The organism is [Clostridium] aerotolerans DSM 5434, from assembly GCF_000687555.1.
Classification (GTDB): Bacteria; Bacillota; Clostridia; order Lachnospirales; family Lachnospiraceae; genus Lacrimispora; species Lacrimispora aerotolerans.
Genome location: NZ_JHWJ01000007.1, coordinates 25,187 through 48,240 on the forward strand (window position 1 = coordinate 25,187; position 23,054 = coordinate 48,240).

At 43.5% G+C, this 23,054-nt stretch carries 20 protein-coding genes; 3 read left to right on the forward strand and 17 right to left on the reverse strand.

Annotated elements, in window-relative coordinates; translation table 11 throughout:
* Nucleotides 1–45 precede the first annotated feature (45 nt).
* From T546_RS0111115 to T546_RS0111145, 7 genes are all read right to left on the reverse strand, one after another.
* Nucleotides 46–459: a hypothetical protein gene (locus T546_RS0111115; RefSeq protein WP_026891679.1), complete on the reverse strand. Its 414-nt coding sequence runs from the start codon at nucleotides 457–459 to the stop codon at nucleotides 46–48.
* Nucleotides 460–558: 99 nt separating this feature from the next.
* Complete coding sequence (locus tag T546_RS0111120; protein ID WP_026891680.1) at nucleotides 559–3,006, reverse strand: ATP-dependent Clp protease ATP-binding subunit; 2,448 nt, start codon at nucleotides 3,004–3,006, stop codon at nucleotides 559–561.
* A 15-nt stretch (nucleotides 3,007–3,021) separates the two neighbouring features.
* Entirely contained in the window at nucleotides 3,022–4,056 is a 1,035-nt protein-coding gene (locus T546_RS0111125) for an ATP--guanido phosphotransferase (protein ID WP_026891681.1), read from the reverse strand.
* Nucleotides 4,049–4,624 (reverse strand): UvrB/UvrC motif-containing protein, encoded by a 576-nt coding sequence (locus tag T546_RS0111130; RefSeq protein WP_026891682.1) that lies wholly within the window; start codon nucleotides 4,622–4,624, stop codon nucleotides 4,049–4,051. Before T546_RS0111130 ends, T546_RS0111125 begins: the two co-directional genes overlap by 8 nt.
* A 22-nt stretch (nucleotides 4,625–4,646) precedes the next feature.
* The gene (locus T546_RS0111135; RefSeq protein ID WP_026891683.1) at nucleotides 4,647–5,033 is read right to left on the reverse strand and encodes a GntR family transcriptional regulator; all 387 of its coding nucleotides are present in this window, start codon (nucleotides 5,031–5,033) and stop codon (nucleotides 4,647–4,649) included.
* Between the two features lie 326 nt (nucleotides 5,034–5,359).
* Entirely contained in the window at nucleotides 5,360–7,162 is a 1,803-nt protein-coding gene (locus T546_RS0111140; protein WP_026891684.1) for a cadherin-like beta sandwich domain-containing protein, read from the reverse strand.
* Between the two features lie 24 nt (nucleotides 7,163–7,186).
* Nucleotides 7,187–9,565, reverse strand: coding sequence for a dockerin type I domain-containing protein (locus T546_RS0111145; protein WP_026891685.1), 2,379 nt, complete (start codon nucleotides 9,563–9,565; stop codon nucleotides 7,187–7,189).
* Nucleotides 9,566–9,837: 272 nt separating this feature from the next.
* Between T546_RS0111145 and T546_RS0111150 the strand changes: the two genes are divergently transcribed.
* On the forward strand, nucleotides 9,838–10,344 hold the full coding sequence (locus T546_RS0111150; protein ID WP_026891686.1) for a cupin domain-containing protein: 507 nt from the start codon (nucleotides 9,838–9,840) through the stop codon (nucleotides 10,342–10,344).
* A 56-nt stretch (nucleotides 10,345–10,400) separates the two neighbouring features.
* Here T546_RS0111150 and T546_RS0111155 read toward each other — a convergent pair whose 3' ends face one another.
* From T546_RS0111155 to T546_RS0111180, 6 genes are all read right to left on the reverse strand, one after another.
* Nucleotides 10,401–11,813 carry an oxaloacetate decarboxylase subunit alpha gene (locus T546_RS0111155; RefSeq protein ID WP_026891687.1) on the reverse strand — a complete coding sequence of 471 codons (1,413 nt, stop codon included), beginning with the start codon at nucleotides 11,811–11,813 and terminating at the stop codon, nucleotides 10,401–10,403.
* An 80-nt stretch (nucleotides 11,814–11,893) separates the two neighbouring features.
* Nucleotides 11,894–12,307, reverse strand: a complete 414-nt coding sequence (locus tag T546_RS0111160; RefSeq protein WP_026891688.1) for a biotin/lipoyl-containing protein — start codon at nucleotides 12,305–12,307, stop codon at nucleotides 11,894–11,896.
* A 21-nt stretch (nucleotides 12,308–12,328) separates the two neighbouring features.
* Complete coding sequence (locus tag T546_RS0111165; RefSeq protein WP_026891689.1) at nucleotides 12,329–13,078, reverse strand: OadG family transporter subunit; 750 nt, start codon at nucleotides 13,076–13,078, stop codon at nucleotides 12,329–12,331.
* A 17-nt stretch (nucleotides 13,079–13,095) separates the two neighbouring features.
* On the reverse strand, nucleotides 13,096–14,550 hold the full coding sequence (locus T546_RS0111170) for an acyl-CoA carboxylase subunit beta (RefSeq protein WP_026891690.1): 1,455 nt from the start codon (nucleotides 14,548–14,550) through the stop codon (nucleotides 13,096–13,098).
* A gap of 271 nt (nucleotides 14,551–14,821) precedes the next feature.
* Nucleotides 14,822–15,376, reverse strand: a complete 555-nt coding sequence (locus T546_RS23390) for a hypothetical protein (protein ID WP_051629775.1) — start codon at nucleotides 15,374–15,376, stop codon at nucleotides 14,822–14,824.
* Between the two features lie 129 nt (nucleotides 15,377–15,505).
* The gene (locus T546_RS0111180) at nucleotides 15,506–16,357 is read right to left on the reverse strand and encodes a YitT family protein (protein ID WP_026891691.1); all 852 of its coding nucleotides are present in this window, start codon (nucleotides 16,355–16,357) and stop codon (nucleotides 15,506–15,508) included.
* Nucleotides 16,358–16,500: 143 nt separating this feature from the next.
* Here T546_RS0111180 and T546_RS0111185 point away from each other — a divergent pair, with 143 nt between their 5' ends.
* Entirely contained in the window at nucleotides 16,501–18,090 is a 1,590-nt protein-coding gene (locus T546_RS0111185; RefSeq protein ID WP_026891692.1) for a potassium/proton antiporter, read from the forward strand.
* A 125-nt stretch (nucleotides 18,091–18,215) separates the two neighbouring features.
* On the opposite strand, the gene T546_RS23395 is transcribed toward T546_RS0111185, so the two are convergent.
* Both T546_RS23395 and T546_RS0111195 read right to left on the reverse strand, forming a co-directional pair.
* Nucleotides 18,216–19,064 carry a tyrosine-protein phosphatase gene (locus T546_RS23395; RefSeq protein ID WP_051629776.1) on the reverse strand — a complete coding sequence of 283 codons (849 nt, stop codon included), beginning with the start codon at nucleotides 19,062–19,064 and terminating at the stop codon, nucleotides 18,216–18,218.
* A gap of 66 nt (nucleotides 19,065–19,130) precedes the next feature.
* Nucleotides 19,131–20,447, reverse strand: a complete 1,317-nt coding sequence (locus T546_RS0111195) for a D-alanyl-D-alanine carboxypeptidase family protein (protein WP_026891693.1) — start codon at nucleotides 20,445–20,447, stop codon at nucleotides 19,131–19,133.
* Between the two features lie 114 nt (nucleotides 20,448–20,561).
* On the opposite strand from T546_RS0111195, the gene T546_RS0111200 reads away from it, so the two are divergent.
* The gene (locus T546_RS0111200; RefSeq protein ID WP_026891694.1) at nucleotides 20,562–21,803 is read left to right on the forward strand and encodes a DNA polymerase Y family protein; all 1,242 of its coding nucleotides are present in this window, start codon (nucleotides 20,562–20,564) and stop codon (nucleotides 21,801–21,803) included.
* Here T546_RS0111200 and T546_RS0111205 read toward each other — a convergent pair.
* Together T546_RS0111205 and T546_RS0111210 are read right to left on the reverse strand one after the other, a co-directional pair.
* Nucleotides 21,794–22,672, reverse strand: a complete 879-nt coding sequence (locus T546_RS0111205; RefSeq protein WP_026891695.1) for a YitT family protein — start codon at nucleotides 22,670–22,672, stop codon at nucleotides 21,794–21,796. The two genes, T546_RS0111200 and T546_RS0111205, sit on opposite strands and share 10 nt — an antisense overlap.
* Before the next feature lie 37 nt (nucleotides 22,673–22,709).
* On the reverse strand, nucleotides 22,710–22,979 hold the full coding sequence (locus T546_RS0111210; RefSeq protein ID WP_026891696.1) for a hypothetical protein: 270 nt from the start codon (nucleotides 22,977–22,979) through the stop codon (nucleotides 22,710–22,712).
* Between the last annotated feature and the right edge of the window lie 75 nt (nucleotides 22,980–23,054).

Consider the following 23,054-nt stretch of genomic DNA (forward strand, 5'->3'; position numbering starts at 1 on the left):
TGGGGTCCGGCTCTTTATAAGAACCGAACCCCTTCCTTATTCCTGTTATTTGCGTTTGATCTTCACAGATACGGGAGTACCCTCATTTAACTCAACGCTTGCAGAAAGCTTACCGCTCATATTGGTTCTAACGCTTCCGGCTGCTTCGCCTTCCACATAAACCTCATATTCTGTATCCTCTGCCAGCTGAATGGTTAACTGGGCATCCTTGTCACCCTCGACCAAAAATTCTACACCATCGTTGGAAACGGTAAAATTCTCTACCGCAGTTCCGGGTACAGATTCGTATACAAACATGCCGTTTCGTTCCAGCTTGGTTATCTCATAAAAAGTCTTTACTTTATATAAATCACCTGCGTGTTCAAAATCCTGTAATTTTGACTTTGTTCCTAATTTGTAATTACCAAAACTGATTGTTCCGTCTTGTTCAGTGCGGATTAATTCTTCAATTACCGGCATCGGTTTGCCCTCCTAGTATTTTGTTTACTTATCCCTGTTTGCGAAGAACAGATCCTTTCGCTTGTAGCTATTATACACGAATGATCGGGAAATGGCTAGTTATTTTACAAGCTCTTTGACAGAAAATTTAAGTCCTTCCGTACCTGCTGATACGACCACTTCATCCCCGTCTTTCACAGTTCCACTTAAGATCTCCTCCGCCAGCTTATCTTCCAGACTATTTTGTATGGTCCTTCTAAGAGGTCTTGCACCGTACTTCTCATCATAGCCTTTCTGAATCAGATAATCCTTGGCATCTTCTTCCACGATAAGAGAGATATTCATCTGCTCTTTGGTACGTTTCATAATATCCTTCATCATGATGGATACGATATCCTTCATATGCTCCTTGTTCAGTGGGTGGAATACAATGATCTCATCAATACGGTTAATGAATTCCGGCTTAAACAGACGTTTCACCTCTTCCATTACCCGGTCCTTCATCAGCTTGTAATCTGCCTTTTCATCGGCGACTGCACCAAATCCCAGTCGTTTCGGGGAAATGATGGTTTCAGCTCCCGCATTGGATGTCATTATTATAATTGTATTCTTAAAATCAATCTTTCGCCCCTGGGCATCGGTGATGTGACCATCGTCAAGCACCTGTAAAAGAATATTGAATACATCGGGGTGAGCCTTTTCAATCTCATCAAACAAGATGACGGAATAAGGGTTTCTTCTCACCTTTTCACTTAATTGGCCGCCCTCGTCATATCCAACGTATCCTGGCGGGGAACCGATCATCTTGGAGACACTGTGCTTTTCCATGTATTCGGACATATCTACCCGGATCAGGGCATTTTCCGTACCGAACATGGCTTCTGAAAGAGCCTTTGAAAGCTCTGTTTTACCCACACCAGTAGGTCCTAAGAACAGGAAGGAGCCGATAGGACGTTTCGGGTCCTTTAAGCCGACTCTGCCGCGGCGGATGGCTTTTGCAACAGCAGTCACAGCTTCCTCCTGGCCAATCACTCTTTCATGAAGGATATTCTCTAAGTTTCTAAGGCGTTCGCTTTCCCCTTCCTCAAGCTTTCTAACAGGAATCTTGGTCCAGCTTGAGATTACATCGGCAATCTCTCCCTCGTCTACCGTAAGGCTCTTGGTGGTTTTTTCCTTCTGCCATTTTTCACGGATCTTATCAATCTTCTCCCGCTTTTTCTCCTGCTTCTTCTTAACGGCACCGGCCTTTTCATAAGCCTCTGCTTTAATGAATCCTTCCTTCTGATCTTCCATCTGTTCGATTTCAAGCTCCAGCTCTTTAATCTCTGCTGGCTCGGTAAACATGGTAAGACGAACCTTTGAGGATGCTTCATCGATCACATCAATGGCTTTATCCGGAAGAAAACGGTCATTGATATAACGGGAGGACAGCTTTACAGCGGCTTTTACAGCATCATCGGTAATGGTTACCCTATGATGTTCTTCGTAACGTCCTTTTAATCCTCTTAAGATACCGATGGCTGCCTCTTCGGAAGGCTCCTCTACCGTAACCGGCTGGAACCTGCGTTCAAGAGCAGAGTCCTTTTCAATGTACTTGCGGTACTCTTCTATGGTGGTAGCTCCGATTAACTGAAGCTCGCCTCTGGCCAGAGAAGGCTTTAATATATTGGAGGCATCAATAGCACCTTCCGCTCCGCCGGCACCGATAATGGTATGGATCTCATCAATAAATAAAAGAACCTCTCCATCCTCGATGACCTCTGCAATCACTTTTTTAATTCTTTCTTCAAATTCACCACGGTATTTGGAGCCGGCTACCATACCGGATAAATCAAGGGTCAGAAGGCGTTTTCCAGCTATGGTCTCAGGAACATCCCCATCAGTGATCATCTGTGCCAGACCTTCCACAACCGCTGTTTTACCAACGCCCGGTTCTCCGATGAGACAAGGATTATTCTTGGTTCTCCGGCTTAATATCTGAATGAGACGTTTGATCTCAGATTCTCTTCCGATGACCGGATCAAGCTTTCCCTTTAATGCAAGCTCTGTCAAATCTCTGCTATAGCTGTCCAGAGTCGGTGTATTGCCTTTTTTTTGTGTTTTCATAAGCTCTTCCTTATTGGCTGGAGCATCTTCTCCCATAGCAGCCAGCACATCAATATAAAGCTTTTGAACGCTGACACCAATGGTATTTAACAATCTGGATGCAACACAGTCATTGTCCCGGATAATAGAAATGAGAACGTGCTCCGTACCGATTAAATTAGCCTTAAAACGAACCGCTTCCCGGTAACTGTTCTCCAATACTCTTCTTGCGCCGGGAGTATAACCGCCATCTTCCTGGAGGCGGACTGCCTGATCCGGTGCAATTAACTGGCTGATTAAATTTAAAACTTTATCTTCTTTTACACCATTTTCTTCTAATACCCTGGAAGCGACTCCGCTCCCTTCTTCCAGAAGGCCGATCAGTAAATGCTCGGTTCCTACATATCCGTGCCCAAGACGTTCTGCTGCCTGTACGGCCAGATTTATGGCCGTCCTGGCCTTTGTCGTAAATCTGTCTATCATAATTGCATCCTCCTGTTATTTTAATGCCGGCAATTCCCTGCGTATAAATTCTGCTCTCGCGATATCAAGCTCCTCCTTACTAAGAGGGCGGTCAGAAATTTTCTGCAGATTAGCTGGCTGTATTCCAAGCATTAAGCGGTAAACCGAAACATCTTCCTTGGCCTTAACAAGACCATCAGACAAGGCAGCCATCAACTGGGAGAGGAAAATCATAGAATCCCGAAATGTCATCCTTCTGGCATATTTCAGAACTCCGTATGATTTATATACTTCATCTTCTCTTTCAATCTTTCGTTTCTGTATGGACAGTTTTCTTACCTGCATCTCCTGATTGGTCAGCTGGATAGCGGCTTTCGTTACCGTATCGATAATCTCCCGCTCCGTCTGGCCCAGAGTTTTTAGATTGGATATTTCATAAAGGGAACCGAAGTTTTCTTCCACATCTCCATGTACGCCTCGGACGCAGGCTCCAAACCGGCTCATATCTCCAATCAGACTGGAGAATTTTCTTCCCTGGGAAAGCATGGGGAGATGAACCACAACAGATGCCCGAAGACCAGTACCTACATTGGTAGGAAAGGATGTTAAATATCCAAAACGATCATCAAAGGCATATTCAAATCTTTCGTTAATGTAATCATCAAGCTTATCCGCCTTTTCCCAAAGCTCTTCCAGATAAAGTCCGGCTCCCAGCATCTGAATTCTGATATGATCGTCACAGTTAAGTACGATCCCCGTATCTTCCTCTTGGGAAAGAAGAATTCCGGAAGGCTTTTTCTTTGTAAGAGCGGCAGAATTCAATACTCTTCTTTCTTTTAAAGCCACTCGGTCAAGCTCTTCCATCTCGTTTAATAAGGCGAATTTAAAATGTTTCTCTTCCACTTCTCCAATATCTTTTAAACCGAATTCCAGCCGGTGAACCAGTTCCGTGCTCACTTTGTCATCAAGCTTTGCAGGAAACGGATATTCCTGTAAATTTCTTGCAAGACGGATCCGGCTGCTTATGATTCCAGGGCGTCCGGCAGGATTTTGCTCATACCACCTATGCATTCGTCTCATTTCCTTTCCTAAGTTCTCTGATTCGATCGCGGCAGACTGCTGCAGTTTCGTAATCTTCAAAACGTAATGCTTCTTTTAGTCTGGAATCCAGCTCTGATAATTCCTTTTCTTCTTCCGATACTCCCTTGACCAAAACCTTACCGTTTGTTTTTCCGCCCTTTTCGCCTTCATCCTCTGTATTTTGATAAACAGGAGCTTTACCGGTATGGTGCAGGCTTCCCTGAAGCTGCTTGATGCTGTCCTCCATGAGAGGACCGAAAACACTGTAACAGTCCGCACACCCAAATCGGCTGTCCCGGACAAAGGTATCATAAGAGGTACCGCAGGTGGGACAGGAAATCTGATGAAGCTTATCAGGTCCCTGATTATCATCTTCGATTCCTAAAAGGCCGGAAAGGAGCTTTCCAATCGGGAATTCTCCGTCAAATATAGCTGCGTATACTCCAAAATCCATCTCCTTCGCACACTGGGCACAAAAATGATGTTCCTTCTTCACTCCATTCACTACTTCCGTATATTGAATATTTGCTTCGCGAATCTTACATCTCTCGCATAACATAATGAACCTCCAATCCAGTGAATTACTCTTCCCTCTGGTCTTTTATAAATGACTGGAATATCTCATCTACCAGCTGGTGCACTTCTTCACATGACACATTCTTACAGATGCCCCGGGCCAATACTACGCTCAAGTCTCTGCGCATCTCGTCAAGAACCTGGATCTTATCCACATCCAGAGATACAACGGCACCTTTGCGGCGGTCAAGCTTTACAAAGCCTTCCTGTTTGAGCACAGTATACGCCTTATTTACCGTATGCATATTAATTCCTATGTTGTCGGCCATCTGGCGTACGGAAGGCAGGGGATCCCCTTCTCTGATACTTTCTGTGGCGATTCCTATGATTATCTGGTTTCGAAGCTGGATGTAGATCGCTTCGTCACTGTTAAAATCAATTTGCAAAAACATAATTTCACCATCTTTCGTTATATCTGTTATATGAATATTAGCACACATCACTTATTTTTTCAATAGTCTTATCCTCTCCAGTTTTCATGGTTTTTTCATGATTAAATTTATCCTTTTTTGATTATTTCCATTTTATTCTGCATGGCTTCCATATTTTCCTTTTGTATCTGTAAATGCAAAATTTTTTTATTTGAAAGTTGTTTTATTATTTAACTATCAAGATTTTTATGTAAAATCTTAAACAGTATCATTTCATAAATATAAGCTGCTGCATGTTCGGATAATTCCGTCCCCATGCAGCAGCTTATTTATCTAACTATCTGTTATCAATCATCAAGATCCATAAATTCAAAATCGTCTTCTTCGTCCTGATCATCCTTTTTTACCGGCTTAAATGACTGCCCGTCATCTGGCATCTTAGGCTGCGTCGGTCTTTTACGTGACTGGCCATGAGACACATGGGAAGAAAGATTTCTCTCCACATCTTCAAGGCTTGATTCCACAATAAAATCATCATCCTCTTCCACTTCCTGTACCGGATTTTGTATCGGCTTGTCCATGTTTCTTTCGGGCCGCTTAACCTCTGGTATGGTTTCAAAGGATTCCCGGTCAAATTCTTCCCGGCTGTACCGTTTGATTCTGCTTTCCGGAGCTTCCTCCGGATCTTTATAAAAACGGTTACCGCCTTCCGGATCTCCTTTTACGGAATGATCCCTTCCTGAGCCGTTATTTCCTTTTCTTAATAGTAAAATAACGATTACCAGAAGAACCAAAGCCATGATGCTGACAGCTATGAGAATATAAAACTGCATACTGTAGTCTTTTCGAAGTGCTTCATAGGTCTTTGCCAGCTTAGTATACTCGTCACCTGATACTCCTGATGCAAAATACCTTTGAATCGTTTTTTCTTTTAAATCGTAGCGGTAGAATTCTTTTTCTCCGTTCCAGTTCATGGCGTAGAATACACAATATTCCGGCTCTGCCTCAGTTTTAGCCACCCAGCCAGTTACACGGACGCCGTCAATATCCACGCTACGTTCTGTAAAGCCTTCCGGCACTTTGGTATCTGTATCAAGAGGAATTATTACAATGGCCTTAGAGCTTGTCTCCACCTGTACAAACTGGGACCAGGAATCGGATTTCTCATTGTAAACAAAGAAGCCGCCATTGCCGCCTGCATCCTTTAAATAAAGGAGAAGAAGGTCTTTTTCCAGTCCTTTTCCTGACATTACATCAGTGCCCTTATAGGAATAAGTTGATGCTTCAAATCCTTCTGGAAGAGTTGTTTCATCAAAGGAGGTCGCAATGTTATATTCCGTTCCATTTACCGTTACCTTGGTGTCAGCAAATTCTGCTTCTTTCGTTTCGCCATTTTCATTGGTCGGACGAACGGTTTCTCCGCCTTCTGGTTTTTTCACGGTTATGGTATAGTTCTTTACGGTCTGGCCGTCTTCCGCTGTTACTTTGACAACAACCTTGTTTTCTCCCGCTTTTAACCCTTTATCACCCTCAAGGGCTACGTTTGCCCCAGCATTGGCTGCCACAGCATTGACGACTAAGTCAGAGGTATTGGCATCTACTTCGGTTGTATATTGATCCACCGCAGCTGAAAATGCCGGTGACAGGGTTCCAGGTGAGATCTTTAAGGATTTTAAAGTGGCATCCTTGGAAACCGTTGCCGGTGAAGTGACCTTTACAGTTGCACTCCCCTGTTTGCTGAGAGACAGCGCCTGGGAATTTACATCGTAAATTTCCTGAGAGGTTACCTTGATCTGGGCATTGCCCGCCTGTAAGGTTTTAAATTTAAGGCTAAAATTAAATGATTTCTGGTCTGCAGAATCCATGGTACCTAAAATTTTAATGGCTCCTGCGCCGCCGTTGGCACTGGTCCCGCTTACAAATTCTAAAATCCCCGGATCATACGACAGCATGACCTCTGCTGTCCCCAGTGCAGTATCACTGGTCACCTTCATATTAACAGTCACATCATTTCCCACCATGACCGATGGGTCTGAAAATGAGATTTTTGTGTTGGAGGCCCAGGATATCATCTGACCGAAAGGTCCTACGACAGCTATCATGAAGGCGGTCATCACACTGATTAAAAGTTTTTTCAGTTTCCTATTCATATTGTCTCCTATTTCTGCAGAGCATTAAAGTCCCAGAACCTTCTTTTTTAATACAAGAAGATCCTTTGAATCGATCTTGCCGTCGCCATTTAAGTCAGCGGCCTTTTTTTCTGTTTCAGACAACTTTTCCAGTCCAAGGAGGTAACGCTGAAGCTTTAACACATCCTTGCTTGATACTTTTCCATCCCCATCAATATCTCCTGCAGTCCCGGAGGCTGTTTGCGTGGCAGTAGTTTCCTGTGCCTGCGTCTGTGCTGCAGTCTCTGTTACCTGTGTTGTAACCGGTTTACTTCCTCCCGGTCCCTGTGTGATAACACCGGTGGAAGTCTGCACGGAGATACTGGTACTGCCTACGGGAGCAATGGTTACATTGCTTCCTCCAGGCGTTCCCTTGTTTCCAGACTCATTGGTACTTGATTTGCCAGGTCCGCTGCTTCCCGGTCCGCCGCTGTTTCCAGAGCCGCTGCTGCTGTTACCACTGCTGCCACTGTTTCCGCTGCTGCCTGAACTGCTGCTTCCCGGATTACTGGGCGTGGTGCCTGAACTGCTGCCTCCCACACCAGAGGAATAGGTGGGGCCATTATTCTGACGTACTACGTGAAGGATATATTCCCTTACCGTTCCATTCTGAGCTGTTACGGATATTTTAATATCATTATTGCCATTTTGAAGTGCTACGGTTCCGGTTCCGCTCACAGAGGAGGCAGAATTCAGTGCGGAAGCAGATATCTTGATGTTGGATACCGTCGGATCAACAATTAAATTGTATTCCAGAGTATCTCTGTGGAAGGTTGGTGTCATTACAAAGCCGTCCACACTTAAGCCTGCAAGCATATTGTTGGGATTTCCATCACCTGTTGGCTGACTGCAGGGAGTTTCCGGCATATTATTGTAGACCGGAATCTTAAACTCAAGAGCTGTTTTTTTCATATCACTGTTATATGCTTTTGAAAATACAGCACCCTCTGAAGCTGCGCCCTGTACATTGGTCATGTACTGATGCTTATATAAGTTTGCACCCTGTACATTAAACTTCTTCAGATAAAATGTATCCTGCCCAACTTTTACATAGTTATTACCATAATATAAAGCTCCGCCCAAAATTGATTTTTCAGGGGAATTCCATGGTCTTCCGTAATTACCTGTTTGGGAGGACCACCATAAACCTCTTTGAACCGCTGACATGCTTCCTGACTGATAAGCTTCAATATTAAAGAAATTATAAAATCCTTCATAGCCGGACTCTGTTCCGGATACGCTTTTTCCATTTCCTGCGGATCCCTGTTCCTGTATAATCATAGCGGCAAGAACGTAAGGGTTAACCCCTGACTGGGTAGCCGCATTCATGATCATGTTTGCATAAGAGGAACTGCCGGTACCGGTACCAGTCGAATTATCGGAAGGAGCTGTTGAGGACGGACCCGTAAGACTGGCTCCTGGTCCGTATTCCATAAGAACCTGAGGATTCTTAGGTGTTATGGAAGCATGAGGTGCCTCTAAGCTTACATTCCCGGATCCAGAGCTTTCAGGAGCTCCTCCCGTGGCAGGACTTACGGATGCGCCGGGTCCTACATTTTGAGAGCCACCGGTGGGATTTGAGGTACCAGAGGAATTATTAGAACCTCCGCCGCTTTGGGAACTGCCGGATAAAAAGGTTCCTTTTGTCATGGTCTGAAGCCCATCCATGGTCTGCTTGTTGCTGTCATATGAATGGCTTAAGAACTGAAATACGTTTGTTTCATCCAGAAAGTTTCTGGGATCCATATAGTATTTTACAATATCTTCTGATGCCGTTACCCAGCTGCTGCCGTCAAAACCTACCCAGGTGCTGTTATCGAAGTTATAGGCACCGCTTAGCATGGACTTCCAGGAAGACATGCTGCTGGTATGTACCAGGGTCTTTCCTACCTGACTTTCTTCTCTGACCGCTGTATTCCAGTCAAGATTGGTCTTTTGGGCACGGAATACCCACTGAGGGTGCTGTGCATGGAGCTCACGAAGGCGCGCCTTATAGCTCTCCGGAAATCCTTCCGCGGAAAGCTGGGATTCAAAGTTCCCATCCTGGGTGTAGGAAGCAGGAAACTTTAAATAACTCTTTGTTACATAGCCGGTAACCTTTTGACCGCTTGCATTGGAAAAACGAATTTGATACCATAACGCGCCGTCCGTCGCATTCTTTTCATCGATCACGGTTACGGATGCGCCGTTGGTCAGTTTTGTAACGATAGAATAGGTCGTACCGGGCCCGCTCCTCACATTAAGTGAAGTAGCATTCACCGTGGCCGACCTCTCTGTGTAAGCATACGCATTTATGTATGGCGTAATAACTCCAACGCTGGAATCCAACACCAGAACACTGGCTAATATAATAGCCAGCTTACGAGCTTTTTTGTACTTTTTCATCTGTTTCTCCCAATATGACCTTATGTATTTTAAACTTAACAATTATATGTAAATCATCCATTTATTTATTATAATGACAAATCATACCATGTGTCAACCAAATCGTCCAAAGTTCAGACAATTGGAATTATTTGTAAGAAAATCTTTATAGTTTTAACAAACACTTAAGCATCATAACGATACCTTGTAAACCAGGATATGGTGTGATAGACTAAGTTGAAACAAATGAGAAGGAAAGGAGATATGATGCAGTAGCCATCATATGACGATTTATGAATACAGCAGATTATTTTATTGAAAAACTGGATATGATCCCTCATCAGGAGGGCGGCTTTTTTAAAGAAATAGAAGCTTCTGATGATTATATTCCGGTAAACGCGGCTGAAGCCGATACCAGGATTACACGAAAATTATGGACAAGCATCTATTTTCTTTTAAGAGATGGTGAAGTCTCCAATTTCCACCGGTTAAAATCCGATGAAATGTGGTATTATCATGCCGGTTCCTCATTGACCATATATATGATAACTCCGGAAGGCGAATTAATCACCAGGGATCTGGGCTTAGATTTAGATCAGGGGGAATGCCCTCAGGTTCTGGTTCCAAAGGGATATATATTTGGCTCTGCCATGAATAAAGAGGGGTTTGCTCTGGTGGGCTGCATGGTTTCCCCTGGTTTTGACTTTGAAGACTTTGAATTATTCAGTAGAGAGGAGCTTTTAAAAAGCTATCCCAAGCACAAAGACATCATAAGAAAGCTGTCTATGGAAAACAGTTAATCCTATATAAAAGCAAAAATAAGGCTCCCCTTGCCGGGGAGCCTTAAACTTATTTATTATACCGGATATGCCTTGCTTTCCTTGTCGGCTACTGTTACATCAACACCAGTCTGCTGAGCTGCACGGTATTCAAAGAATTCTTTTGCTACTGTTGGGAACAGAGCGTAGGATAACACATCCTCATCCTGCTGTTTCCACTGTGCGCATTCCTTCTCAAACTGCGGAAGCTGAGGCGCAATGTTATCTGCCGGACGACAGGTAATCGGAGTCTCGTTTCCGATGACTTTTTTCTGAATTTCAGCATTAAACGGTTTTACTGTCTGGCCGAATTCACCTAAGAACATCTTTCTTGTCTCTTTTGTAACCATCTTATAACGCTCGCCGCCGATAACATTTAATACTGCCTGTGTACCAACGATCTGAGAAGAAGGAGTTACAAGAGGAGCTTCTCCCAAGTCCTGTCTTACTCTTGGAATTTCCTGAAGAACTTCCATATATTTGTCTTCCTGGCCCGCTTCTTTTAACTGGCTAACCAGATTAGAAAGCATACCGCCAGGTACCTGATACTGTAATGTCTTGATATCTACGCCAAGAACCTTTGGATTTAAAAGTCCGCTCTTTAATGCTTCCTCACGGATAGGCTGTAAATAAGAGCAGATTTCAGCCAGAAGATTCTGGTCAAAGCCTGTATCATATGGTGTGCCACGGAATGTCTCAACCATAACCTCAGTTGCTGGCTGGCTGGTTCCAAGTGCAAGTGGTGACATTGCTGTATCAATGATATCGCATCCAGCTTCCACTGCCTTTAAGTATGTCATGGAAGCAACACCAGAGGTGTAGTGGGTATGAACATCGATAGGAAGCTTAGTCGATTCCTTAAGAGCACTGATAAGCTCTTCTGCTTTGTAAGGAGTTAACAGACCTGCCATATCCTTTACACAGATGGAAGAAGCTCCCATGTCTTCGATTCTTTTTGCAATATCTTTCCAGTAATCCAGAGTGTATGCATCACCCAGAGTATAGCTTAACGCTACCTGTGCGTGACCATTCTCTTTATTACATGCGCTTACAGCTGTCTTTAAATTGCGGATATCATTTAAACAGTCAAAGATACGGATGATATCGATACCATTAGCCAGAGATTTCTGAACAAAGTATTCTACAACATCATCAGCATAGTGATTGTAGCCTAAAATATTCTGTCCGCGGAAAAGCATCTGTAACTTTGTATTCTTAAAGCCATCTCTTAACTTTCTAAGTCTGATCCAGGGATCTTCCTTTAAAAAGCGAAGGCACGCATCAAAGGTCGCGCCGCCCCAGCACTCTACTGCATGATATCCAACCTGATCCATCTTCTCTACGATCGGAAGCATCTGATCGGTTGTCATTCTTGTAGCAATCAAAGACTGATGAGCATCACGAAGGGCTGTCTCTACAATCTTGACCGGCTTTTTCTCTATTTCTGCCATTGTCTTACCTCCTGGTCATTGTTAATTCTGCTCTGATCTGAGCCATACATATGCCGGCAGTTACTGCCGGCCTTATCGTCTTAGTTCAGTGTCGCTAAAGTCGCGCCAGATTCTACTGCATCACCATTTGATACATTGATGCTTGCAACAGTTCCATCAGAAGGTGCTACGATTTCATTTTCCATCTTCATAGCTTCAAGAATAACAAGTACATCTCCCTTTTTCACTGCCTGACCTACGCTCACTTTAACACCAAGGATCTTACCTGGCATTGGAGCTGGTACTGTAACAGAACCCTGAGAACCTGCTGGTGCTGCTGGAGCTGGAGCTGCTGCAGCCGGTGCTGCTGCTGGTGCAGGAGCTGCTGCTACTGGAGCCGGTGCTGCTGCCACTGGTGCTGGAGCTGCTGTTCTAGCTACTGCTGCCTGTGTAATTCCCTCTTCTACTGTTACGGCATAAACATTACCATTCACTGTAATTGTATAATTTTTCATGATGAAAATCCTCCTGATTATTTAAGCTTTTTTCCAATTATTAACTGGTGAGCGTCTGATTGAACGAACAACCAGGCTGCTTGGTGAGCTGCCTGTGCTTGCTGCAATTGCAGCAGTAATAACAGCTACCAGTTCCAGATCATCGACTAAATTTACTTCTGCAGGAATTGCTGCATTTACTGGTGCTGGAGATGCTGCTGGTGCAACAGCAGCTGGTGCTTTCGTTCCTTCGGAGGAATCACCTTCGGATCCACCGTTGAATTTACGCACACCGATAATTGCCAGTACAAGTATGATAGCTCCAACTGCCAGCCATCCGTATAAATCTTCCTGACTGTTACTACTCTTTTCCGGAGTAAAGGTCACAGAAAGTACCTTTGTTAAAGAGGAGTCCATAGCCACTGTGAATTCCATACTTTTCTTTTCAAAAACAGCATTCACGGTTGCATTGTATCCTTCTGGAGTGGTCGTAATAGCAACATCATCTCCGATGGATACCAGCGCACCCAGCTCTGGCTTTAAGCTCTGCCAGGACTCTGCTGCCTGAGACAGAACAGCCGCCTGCTCTGCCTGAGACTTAAACTTTTCCACTTCTTCTTCTTTTAAATCTACAAACATCTGCAGAAGTGGTTCCGGAATCTGCTCAAGCTGTGACTGAGCGTTAGCATCAACCTGCTTTGGTTCCGTATCAGCCTTACTGCTTATAGAGAATGAAAAGAGGCAGACAGCCAAACTAAGTCCCATTGCTACTCGTTTCAAATTCAGTTTCATATTCCTGTCACCTCATTCTAAATCGTGCCATGTTTTTTCGCGGGACGATCCTCATTTTTTGTAAATAACATCTCAAATGCAGCTGCAACTCTTGCTCTTGTTTCGCTGGCATCGATGATATCATCAACATAACCTCTTTTTGCTGCTGCTACAGCGCTGGACTGAGCCTGCTTATAGCTCTCAGCCTTTTCTGTAATAAGAGCTTTTCCATTATCAGCCTTTGCGATTTCATCCGCATACATAATCTTAGCTGCTGATTCTGCATCCATCATACCAATAGAGGCATTCTCCCAGGCGTATACAACGTCAGAGCCGATGGATTTGCTGTTCATGGTCAGATATGCAGTTCCAAATGCGTTACCGATTACAACAGTTACTTTCGGAACAGTTGCATTGGCAAATGCATAGGTCAGTTTTGCAGAAGCTTTGGCAATTGCCTTCTCTGCGCACTTCGTTGCTTCATATCCCTTTACATTAACAAGAGTAAGAAGAGGAATGTTAAATGCATTGCAGAAATTAACAAATTCTGCTGCCTTAATACAGCCCTCTGCCGTTAAAACAGCATCATACTGAGCAGTTTTAACGCCGCTTTCATCATAAGCCTCTGTCTTGTTTGCAACACAGCCAATGGTCTCACCGTTTAAACGGATAAAACCAGTTACCATGGAAGGAGCATAATCCTTCTTTGTTTCCATGAAGAAATTTTCGTCGGAAATCTGGGTAAGCGCGATGGTTGTATCACCAACATAATTTGACAGATCGGAGCAGACGCGGTTTAAATCATCATTGCATTCGCTGTAAGAAAGGTCATCTTTGTTATTAGCCGGAAGAATGGAAACAAGTATTCTGATTCCTGTCAGGATCTCATCACCTTCTGCAGTAAAGTCTACCAAACCAGTTTCTTTGCTCTGGAAGTCTGCAGATGCTGTATTGCACTTCTCTGCATAATTTTCAGAAATCGCGTTAGGAGCGTTAACAAACAGCTTTCCACCCTTAGTTTCCATGAATGTAAAGTCTGCCATAGCCGCTGAAACAGCCATACCGCCGCCGCAAGCACCAAATACTGCTGTAATCTGCGGAATTACGCCAGATGCCAGTGTCTGGCTCATATACAATTCACCAAATCCGTTTAATGCATCAGTTGCTTCCTGAAGTCTTAAGCCTGCACAATCAACCAGACCAATGACTGGAGCACCTGTCTTCATAGCCATATTGTAAAGTTTTGTGATTTTTTTTGCATGCATCTCTCCAACTGATCCGCCGAGAACGGATGCATCCTGGCTGTACACATAAACAAGACAGCCATCAATTGTACCGTAGCCAGTAACAACACCGTCAGCCGGAGTTTCCTTTGCTGACATGTTAAAGTCTGTGCTCCTAGCTGTTACATAGCCGCCAACTTCAACAAAACTGTTCTCATCAAGCAAAGCATGAATTCGATTACTTGCTGATGTTTGTGTTGAATTACTCATTTTGCAATCCTCCATTTTGTAATAAATATATAATTCTATCCGATAGGAAACCGAAGAATTATAATTAACACTAATTTCTGCCGATTATAATTGTATAATGTAACCTGATGATTTACAAGCTATTTTTAACAAAAAAAGAACAGGAAACTATGTGGTTTTCACAATTAATAGTTCCCAGTTCTCATGGTTGCTAATCATTTTGACGTAATATGTCGAGATATCCGGCGTTTTGTATATTTTTATCAATAAATTTTAGCAAAAATTAACATAGCTATTCTTTGATTTCTATTATTCCTATGCTTCCATCCTGGCCTGCCTGAAATGTGATTCTGGATTCCCCTTCCCCAAGAACAATCTTCTCATCTTTGGTATTAAGGGAACCTGTATCCACATTGGCCACCGCCACCATTAAATCATCTCCAAATATCATATCAGGATTCAGCTTTAATAAATCTTCTCTTTTTTCAAATACAATGGTCTCTTTATCCATGCTTATAAATTTACATGGATAAGTTAATAAGTCTGCCAGCGCTTCCAGATCCCGGTCAGCAATTGCTTCCTGAACCTTCTCTGCAAATGCCTCTGACTTTTTATCCGTTCCCGGACTTTCACTGCTTTCCATTGCTCCCGGCCCTTCCTGGCCTTCCTCTGCTGAAACATCTTCCTGTATCATGGCTTTATCCATTTCATTGGCCGCAGTTTCTGATTCCGTTGTTATCCCTGGGGTCCCGACGGAATCTACAGCTTTCCTACTGCCGCAGCCAGTTATTAATACTGCCGCCATACAAATGGCGAAACAGATACAACTGGTTTTATTCCTGATCATTTCCTGGTTCCTCCCTGCGTCCTGTCTTTTTCTTCGGCCACAGTATAGCACCTGAAAAGAACGTAAGTCAATAGAGTTTTTAAAACTGTAAACCTTAGACTGTATTCTGTAAGAATCCGTAATTTCTTCTTATCTTCGTCTGTATTCTTTATGAAGAGTAAAGCCTCTTCCCCTTACTTCGTTTACCTGGTTTATAATCATAAAGGCCTGGGGATCAATACTCATCACCAGATCGTTGAGCTTTGACAGCTGCCTTCCTGAAATCACGGTAAGGACGGTAAAGGACGCCTGTCTCATATAACCGCCTTCACTCCCTAAAAGAGTGGTTCCCCGGTCCATTTTCTCCTGGATCATCTGATTGATCTCTTCGTATTTTTCGCTGACAATCTTGACCTGCATCTGGTTCCTTCCAATTAAAAGTACCTTATCAAGAACCATGGTATAAATAAGTACCAGTAAAATTCCATAAAGAATTTGTTCCTTATTAGAAAAGATCATCTGGGAAAAAAGGATCATACAGTCAAACACGGACATGGTAACGGAAACAGACAAATGTCTCTTTTTATTTAGTATCAGGGGCGGGATATCCATGCCTCCGGTAGACGCTCCGGCCCGGATAACCATACCGATTCCTGCTCCTATTAAAATTCCTGCAAATACGGTCCCCAGCATACGGTCATCGGTTACCCTTCCGCTACCCAGGACCCGTTCAAAGATTCCGAGAATAAATGGATAATAAAAGGTGCTGATCAATGTGGTAAATGCAAATGCTTTCCCAAGTACCATGACTCCGGCCGCAAACATGATTATATTAAAGACCGCCACAAAAGCAGCTACCGGTATATGAAACTGATGGTAGGCCACCAACGCAAGTCCGGTCGTTCCACCAGTGATCAAACCGCCTGGAAGAATAAACAGAGAAACTGCCAGGGCATATATGGTATTACCCGCCATAACTGTCGCTATTTTTTTAATATCCATACCATAATACTTCCTTTCCCTCTTGTAAGAAACATACCTACTATATCACGTGTTTTTATTTTCTACAATTTATTTTCTTCTTTTCTTATCCTGGAATTTTATGCTATACTTGTTTACAGACATCGAAATCAAGGAGGAAATTAATGGAAATATACCTAATCGTAGCTGCCATCATCTGCATTCTCTGCATTCTGGCAAGTAACTTATCGTACCGCATCGGCGTTCCGTCACTGCTTCTTTTTATCCTGTTAGGCATGATGTTTGGTACCGACGGCATCTTTCGAATCAATTTTTCTGACTATGCACTTTCTGAGACCATCTGCTCTATCGCACTGATTTTCATCATGTTCTACGGCGGATTTTGTACTAACTGGCACGAAGCAAAGCCGGTGGCCGCCAAATCCATTATACTTTCCAGCTTAGGCGTGATTCTCACGGCTGTTCTGACCGCATTCTTCTGTTATTTCGTTTTAAAAACCACCCTGCTTGAAGGATTTTTAATTGGCTCCATTTTAAGCTCAACGGATGCCGCAAGCGTTTTTTCCATATTAAGAGTTAAAAAGTTGAATTTAGTCAATGGTATGGCTTCTGTTCTTGAAGTAGAAAGCGGAAGCAATGACCCGGTTTCCTATATGCTTACCATTATTGTCCTTGGAATCATGAATGGGAAAAGCTCTCCTGCCTCTGTTGGCATTATCTTTGGAGAAGAGGTTTTATTTGGACTTCTTTTCGGAGCGATTGCAGGCTGTGCAGGATATCTTATTTTCCGCATGGAGCATTTCAGATCCAGGGAGATGCTTCCTATCTTTGGCCTTTCCGTGGCTCTTTTGACCTATGGCCTGTCCAATTCCGTGGGGGGAAATGGATTTTTAAGCGTATACATTGCCGGTATTATAATAGGAAACAGCAAGATACATTATAAAAAAGAAATGGTTCATTTCTTTGACGGGATCACCGGAATGATGCAGATCGTATTGTTTTTCCTTCTCGGGCTTTTATGCTTTCCTTCCAGAATCACTCCTGTTATTCTGCCCTCCCTGGGAATCTGGGCATTCATGCTTTTTATTGCCAGACCTCTGGTGGTCTTTTGCATTCTGACACCTTTTAAAGTGCCTATCCGCCAGCAGCTCCTTATCTCTTGGGCAGGTCTTCGAGGTGCGGTCTCCATCGTGTTTGCCATACTTGCCGTATTGAGCCCATCTGCCTTAGAGCTTGATATTTTTCATATTGTTTTTTGCGTCTGTCTCCTCTCAGTTTCCATTCAGGGTTCTCTGCTTCCATGGATGGCAAAAAAACTGAACGTAATCGGAGCCACCGACAATATCTTTCGTACCTTTAACGATTACAGCGAGGACCCGTCTGTTAATCTGACCGAAATCCGGCTGCCCGAGGGGCATCCCTGGATCAATCAGACCTTAAAGGATATTGTCATTCCAAACGGGATGATGGCAGTGATGATCATAAGAGATGGTAAAACTCTGATACCAAGAGGCGACACCATGGTTCTTGCAGATGATTCCATTATCTTAAACACTCCTGCATATACAGATAACAACATGAAGCTTCGAGAAGTTCAGATCGGACCGTATCACCCTTGGGTAGACCAAAAGATCAGCGAGCTGACCTTGCCTGGAGATACCTTGATCTTTCTTGTGCGGAGGGCTGGTAAGACACTGATACCAGACGGGCAGACATTTTTACAGGATGGGGATTGTCTTATTTTAAATGCCTAAAAAAATCATTGGTTACGTTCCAATCATGTAAATAACAAGCTTTAAGTATCATACAAAAATACCCTGACTGCAAGGCATTAAAAATATCTTGTAATCAGGGTATTCTTTATTTTTTTTAGAATTAATTAATCCACGGAACCGGCAGTTAAAAACTTTTGTCTTAACAGATTCTTTTTTTCCTTTGACAGACCAAGCCGTTTTGTAAGATAGGAATCTACGGTATCGTAACAGGAATCTATGGCATGGAATGCCTGATTGATATACTCTTCCGATACCGTTAGGAGAACACGGACACAGTCAGCCAGCACATGGTCTCCGGTATTCTTTCTGACCATGGTAGCCACCGCTTCTGCCCCATCCATCACATAAGCATTTGTCAGCACAAAGTCCTTCACAATGGTCTCACGATCCACGGAAAGTGCCGATAATAAGAGTGCTGTACCAATTCCTACCCGGTCTTTTCCTGCACTGCAGTGCCAAAGCACAGCCCGGTCATCTGCTTCTAATAACAAATCAAAGAAACGACCGTATTGCTTTGCCGCAGAATCGCTGAGTACAAGATCCTCATAAAGCTTTGTGATATATGATTCCGGCTTCCCTCCAAGGGACGCCGCATGGTCAATAATTCCTGAAAATAATTCTTTTTTCTCTTTTGCTTCCTCTTCTTCCATGGTAATGCCTACTGTTTTTTCATCAAGAATGGGATTGAATATATTTATTATTCCCGGAATCTCAGGATCAGGCTTTTGCTTACGTTCTGTCTCCGTTCTAAAATCAATGACAGTACCAACTCTGCATTCCTCAGACAGTATCTGAATATCACCAGTCGTGGCTTCAAATAAGGTGCCGCTTCGTATCAGCCTTCTGGGTAGAATGCTCCTTCCATCTATGGTCCTTATTCCGCCCAAATCTCTTGTATTGGGAAGCTTCTCAAGACGGATTCGTCCGTAGCTGTTAATTCCTGATTCTTTCATCTTTATGTCATCCTCCAATCGCAATCACACTGACAGTAACTTTCTCCAGTATAACATAAGGATTTTCTAATAGAAAGGAAATATTGATTTAACACCTGGCATGGACAGATAATCTTTTATAATGGTCTTTGCATACCAAAGAGGGGTCAATCGGTCTGCACCCTCCTTCAAGCTAACCGGATAGCTTTTTAATACTTCTCCATTTAATCGGTATACCACAGACCCAACGGTCTGGCCTTTTGTGACAGGTGCCTTTAATTCCTTTGGAATTTCGGTCTCCACCGTTATTTTCTCATCATCAGCCAAAAGCATTTTTAAGCTTTTTTCCTCTGAATCACTGATTCCACAGGAGATCATGACCGGGTCTTCCAGCCGACCGGATTGGGGGACTCCATTTTTTACATAGATATCATCAAATCGGGTCTCCTGAAATACATCTTTATAGCGGTAACGATCCAGCCCGTATTGGAACAGTTTTCTGGCATCGGACCACTTGTAAGTCTTGTGGGGCGGCCAGCCACAGCCCAATAGGGCAATGGTAAATACCCTTCCATCGTCTTTTAAGGCCCCCACATAGGAATATCCGGCTCCTCCTGTGAAACCGGTTTTTCCGGAAAAGGCGCCGCTCATGGAACTTAAAAGTGCATTGTGGTTAATGCAGCTGAAATTTCGTTTTCGATCCAGATCCTGAAAGGAATAATTCTGGGTTCCTGTGATCTCTAAGAATGCCTCTTTTTTCGGTGACTGTCCGATACAGTAATTCATGATTCTGGCAAGGTCTGCCGCTGTGGTGGAATGCTCCTTCACCTGTCCATCTTTTTCTTCCTTGGCGTCCAGTCCATTTGGCGTAATAAAATATGTATTGCTGCATCCCAAATCTCTGGCCTTTTGATTCATCATCTGAGCAAAGCCTTCCATGCTGCCGCCTACATGCTCTGCAATCATCATTGCAGCATCGTTGTGGGATTCCAGCATCAGACTGTAAAGAAGGTCTTTTAAAAGGAACTTTTCTCCTTTGTAAACTCCAAGATGAACCTTTGGCTGAGATGCTGCATTCTGACTTGCAATTACCTCATCGGAAAGATTTCCATACTCCAGGGCGATGATACAGGTCATAATCTTTGTTGTACTTGCCATAGGTCGGATAATGTCCTCATTTTTCCCATATAAAACGCGGCCCGTCGAGGCATCCATTAATACCGCAGACTGAGCATAAAGGTTTAATTCATCCTTTGTCTGGACGGACTGTTGTACTTTATCTTCTTCTACTGTTACTTTTCCATTGACAGTCTTTGTTTCTTTCAGCTGAAACACCACAGTTCCTGTTACCAGAAGCAGAACAAAGGCGGCCGCCGCCAGAAATGCTCTTATGACATGCCTCATGAAAGAGCCTCCCGCTTGACTTTATTTTATCCTATTCAATAGTTTTTTCAAATATTCCCTTTACTTTTCGAACGTATTTTCGGTATAATAAGAATCATAAGAAAGGAGTCTGTCATGGAACAAAACCGACTGATTTTTCACATTGATGTTAATTCTGCATTTTTAAGCTGGGAATCCGTAGACCGCCTGGAAAAAGACCCGAAAGCTCTTGACTTACGCACCATTCCCTCCGCAGTAGGCGGCGATGAAAAAGCAAGACATGGAATCGTTCTTGCGAAATCCACACCAGCTAAAAAATACGGGATCACCACTGGAGAACCTCTCGTTCATGCCTTAAAAAAATGTCCTGAGCTTAAGATCGTACCGCCTCATTTTGATACCTATATCAGAAAATCCAGGCAGCTCATGGACATTTTATCCAATTACACGCCTGATATTGAAAAATTCAGCATTGACGAGGCCTTCCTTGATATGACTTCCACCATTCACTTATTCGGGCCTCCTCTCACCGTAGCCAATCAGATACGGGAACGAGTGGCTAAGGAGCTTGGCTTTACCGTAAATATAGGTATTGCACCCAATAAGCTGCTGGCAAAGATGGCTTCAGACTTTAAAAAGCCAGACATGTGCCATACTCTGTTTTCCTATGAAATTGAGAAAAAGATGTGGCCCCTTCCTATTGGAGAATTGTTTTTTGTAGGGCATTCCGCCAGAAAAAAGATGGAAAGCATCGGCATTCACACCATCGGGGAACTGGCCGCCTGTAATGTCAGCTACTTAAAGCACCTTCTTGGAGAGAAGTATGCCATCCTCATTCATAATTACGCTTGTGGGATCGATCATGAGCCCGTAGAGGAACGGGAACCCTTGAATAAAGGATACGGAAACAGCACCACCCTTTCCAGGGATATTGACGATTTAGAGGCGGCCTGCCAGGTTTTACTGTCTTTATGTGAAACCGTAGGGGCCAGACTCCGTCAGGACCGTGTGCTGTGTGACTGTGTTTGTGTGGAGATAAAAGACTGGGATTTTCACAGCCAGTCTCATCAGATGACATTAAACAATCCTACGGATTCTACGTCCATCATTTATGAGACCGCCTGTAAACTGATAAAGGATTTCTGGGACAAGACTCCTCTTCGCCTCATCGGTGTCCGTACCACTAAAATTACTGAGGATGGATACTGTCAGCTGAATTTATTTGAATCGGAGCAGTCCAGAAAAAGAAAAGAGATGGAAAAGGCAGTTGACACCATACGTAATAAATTTGGAACGGACAGTGTTAAAAGAGCCAGCTTTTTAAAGGGAGACAGCATCGTTGACCATGTATCCGGAAAAGAAAAGCATTACCACTGACCGCCAATCTCCTTAAAGCCTTCCCCGTACACTTCATTGGAATCCGTTATGATTAAAAATGCACCTGAATCCACTTCATGAATGGCTCTGCGAATGGGAACCACCTGACTGTTGTTGCAGGCACACATCACGATTTTCTTGTCATCCAAGGAGAAGGAGCCTTGTCCATGAAGAAAGGTACAGCCTCTTCCGGTGGCTTCTTCGATGCGCAAGGCCACCTCATGCTCATGATCCGTCACGACAAAGACCAGCTTTCCTGCGCCCAGACCATACATGATTTTATCAATGGCCATGGTCGTCACGATGGAGGAAAGGAGTCCAAGAATGACTGCGTCAACATTACGGAACACAAGACCGCCTAAAAGTATGACAATGGCATCAATGACAAGCGAGATCTGACCGATGGTAAAATGAGGAAAAATCTTACGGATGGCCATGACCAGGAAATCGGTTCCTCCGGTGGAACAGTTCCTCAAATAGACGATCGTCAGGCCCAGACCGGTAAAGATGCCGGTACAGGCTGAGGCATAAAGTGGATTCCCATTATACACCGGTAGATAAGGAACGATGTAGTCCAGCACCAGGGCAAAGATGACCATGCTTTTCATGGAGCGGAGCAAAAAACGTCTGCCAAGAAGCTTATAGCTGACAAGCACGATGGGAATATTTAAGATAATGGTCATGATTCCCATAGGCAGACCGAATAAGTGGCGAAGTATCAGCGCGATACCGGAAACACCTACCGGTGCGAACTCTGCATTTAAGGCAAAGTTATAGATACCAATATTAAATAAAAACGCTCCCGCTATGTCGCATAATAAATCAATTCCTAATTCTTTTGGCGAGTATTCCTGCCGAAATACCTTCATAAGTAAGCCGCCTCCATTTCCTCTGGCTGATTATGGATTATAGAAAATAATCCTCAATTTCAAATTCTTTATTTCCTATCTTTACCCGCTTGATCAGTACGGTGACTTCATCCTCTTCTTCTGAGCAGACTCCCACCGCTTCAATAGCCGTCTTACCATAGGATTCCTTTAAAGTGATTTCTTTATCCATAATTCCTTTGTCTGCCAAAGCTTCCGATAAATCCAGTAACACTTCCTCCACATCTTCTTCGATGTGGTTCTTTTCGAATTCTGCTTCCAGCAAATCGTAAATATCCTGATTGAACATAAAAATGTCCTCCTTTGTTTTCTACACCCTAGGGCGTGTATGAAAACTGCTTGTTTCAAGATGTGCGTTACACTT

Bases quoted from the DNA above. Each gene is read 5' to 3' on its own strand.
- T546_RS0111185 (WP_026891692.1), top strand. From the start codon at position 16,501: ATGGAAATATACCTAATCGTAGCTGCCATCATCTGCATTCTCTGCATT.
- T546_RS0111210 (WP_026891696.1), bottom strand. From the start codon at position 22,979: ATGTTCAATCAGGATATTTACGATTTGCTGGAAGCAGAATTCGAAAAG.
- T546_RS0111205 (WP_026891695.1), bottom strand. From the start codon at position 22,672: ATGAAGGTATTTCGGCAGGAATACTCGCCAAAAGAATTAGGAATTGAT.
- T546_RS0111165 (WP_026891689.1), bottom strand. From the start codon at position 13,078: ATGAAACTGAATTTGAAACGAGTAGCAATGGGACTTAGTTTGGCTGTC.
- T546_RS0111145 (WP_026891685.1), bottom strand. From the start codon at position 9,565: ATGAAAAAGTACAAAAAAGCTCGTAAGCTGGCTATTATATTAGCCAGT.
- T546_RS0111195 (WP_026891693.1), bottom strand. From the start codon at position 20,447: ATGAGGCATGTCATAAGAGCATTTCTGGCGGCGGCCGCCTTTGTTCTG.
- T546_RS0111140 (WP_026891684.1), bottom strand. From the start codon at position 7,162: ATGAATAGGAAACTGAAAAAACTTTTAATCAGTGTGATGACCGCCTTC.
- T546_RS0111170 (WP_026891690.1), bottom strand. From the start codon at position 14,550: ATGAGTAATTCAACACAAACATCAGCAAGTAATCGAATTCATGCTTTG.
- T546_RS0111200 (WP_026891694.1), top strand. From the start codon at position 20,562: ATGGAACAAAACCGACTGATTTTTCACATTGATGTTAATTCTGCATTT.
- T546_RS0111155 (WP_026891687.1), bottom strand. From the start codon at position 11,813: ATGGCAGAAATAGAGAAAAAGCCGGTCAAGATTGTAGAGACAGCCCTT.
- T546_RS0111120 (WP_026891680.1), bottom strand. From the start codon at position 3,006: ATGATAGACAGATTTACGACAAAGGCCAGGACGGCCATAAATCTGGCC.
- T546_RS0111180 (WP_026891691.1), bottom strand. From the start codon at position 16,357: ATGGATATTAAAAAAATAGCGACAGTTATGGCGGGTAATACCATATAT.
- T546_RS0111135 (WP_026891683.1), bottom strand. From the start codon at position 5,033: ATGTTTTTGCAAATTGATTTTAACAGTGACGAAGCGATCTACATCCAG.
- T546_RS0111115 (WP_026891679.1), bottom strand. From the start codon at position 459: ATGCCGGTAATTGAAGAATTAATCCGCACTGAACAAGACGGAACAATC.
- T546_RS0111160 (WP_026891688.1), bottom strand. From the start codon at position 12,307: ATGAAAAATTATACAATTACAGTGAATGGTAATGTTTATGCCGTAACA.
- T546_RS23390 (WP_051629775.1), bottom strand. From the start codon at position 15,376: ATGATCAGGAATAAAACCAGTTGTATCTGTTTCGCCATTTGTATGGCG.
- T546_RS0111150 (WP_026891686.1), top strand. From the start codon at position 9,838: ATGAATACAGCAGATTATTTTATTGAAAAACTGGATATGATCCCTCAT.
- T546_RS23395 (WP_051629776.1), bottom strand. From the start codon at position 19,064: ATGAAAGAATCAGGAATTAACAGCTACGGACGAATCCGTCTTGAGAAG.
- T546_RS0111125 (WP_026891681.1), bottom strand. From the start codon at position 4,056: ATGCATAGGTGGTATGAGCAAAATCCTGCCGGACGCCCTGGAATCATA.
- T546_RS0111130 (WP_026891682.1), bottom strand. From the start codon at position 4,624: ATGTTATGCGAGAGATGTAAGATTCGCGAAGCAAATATTCAATATACG.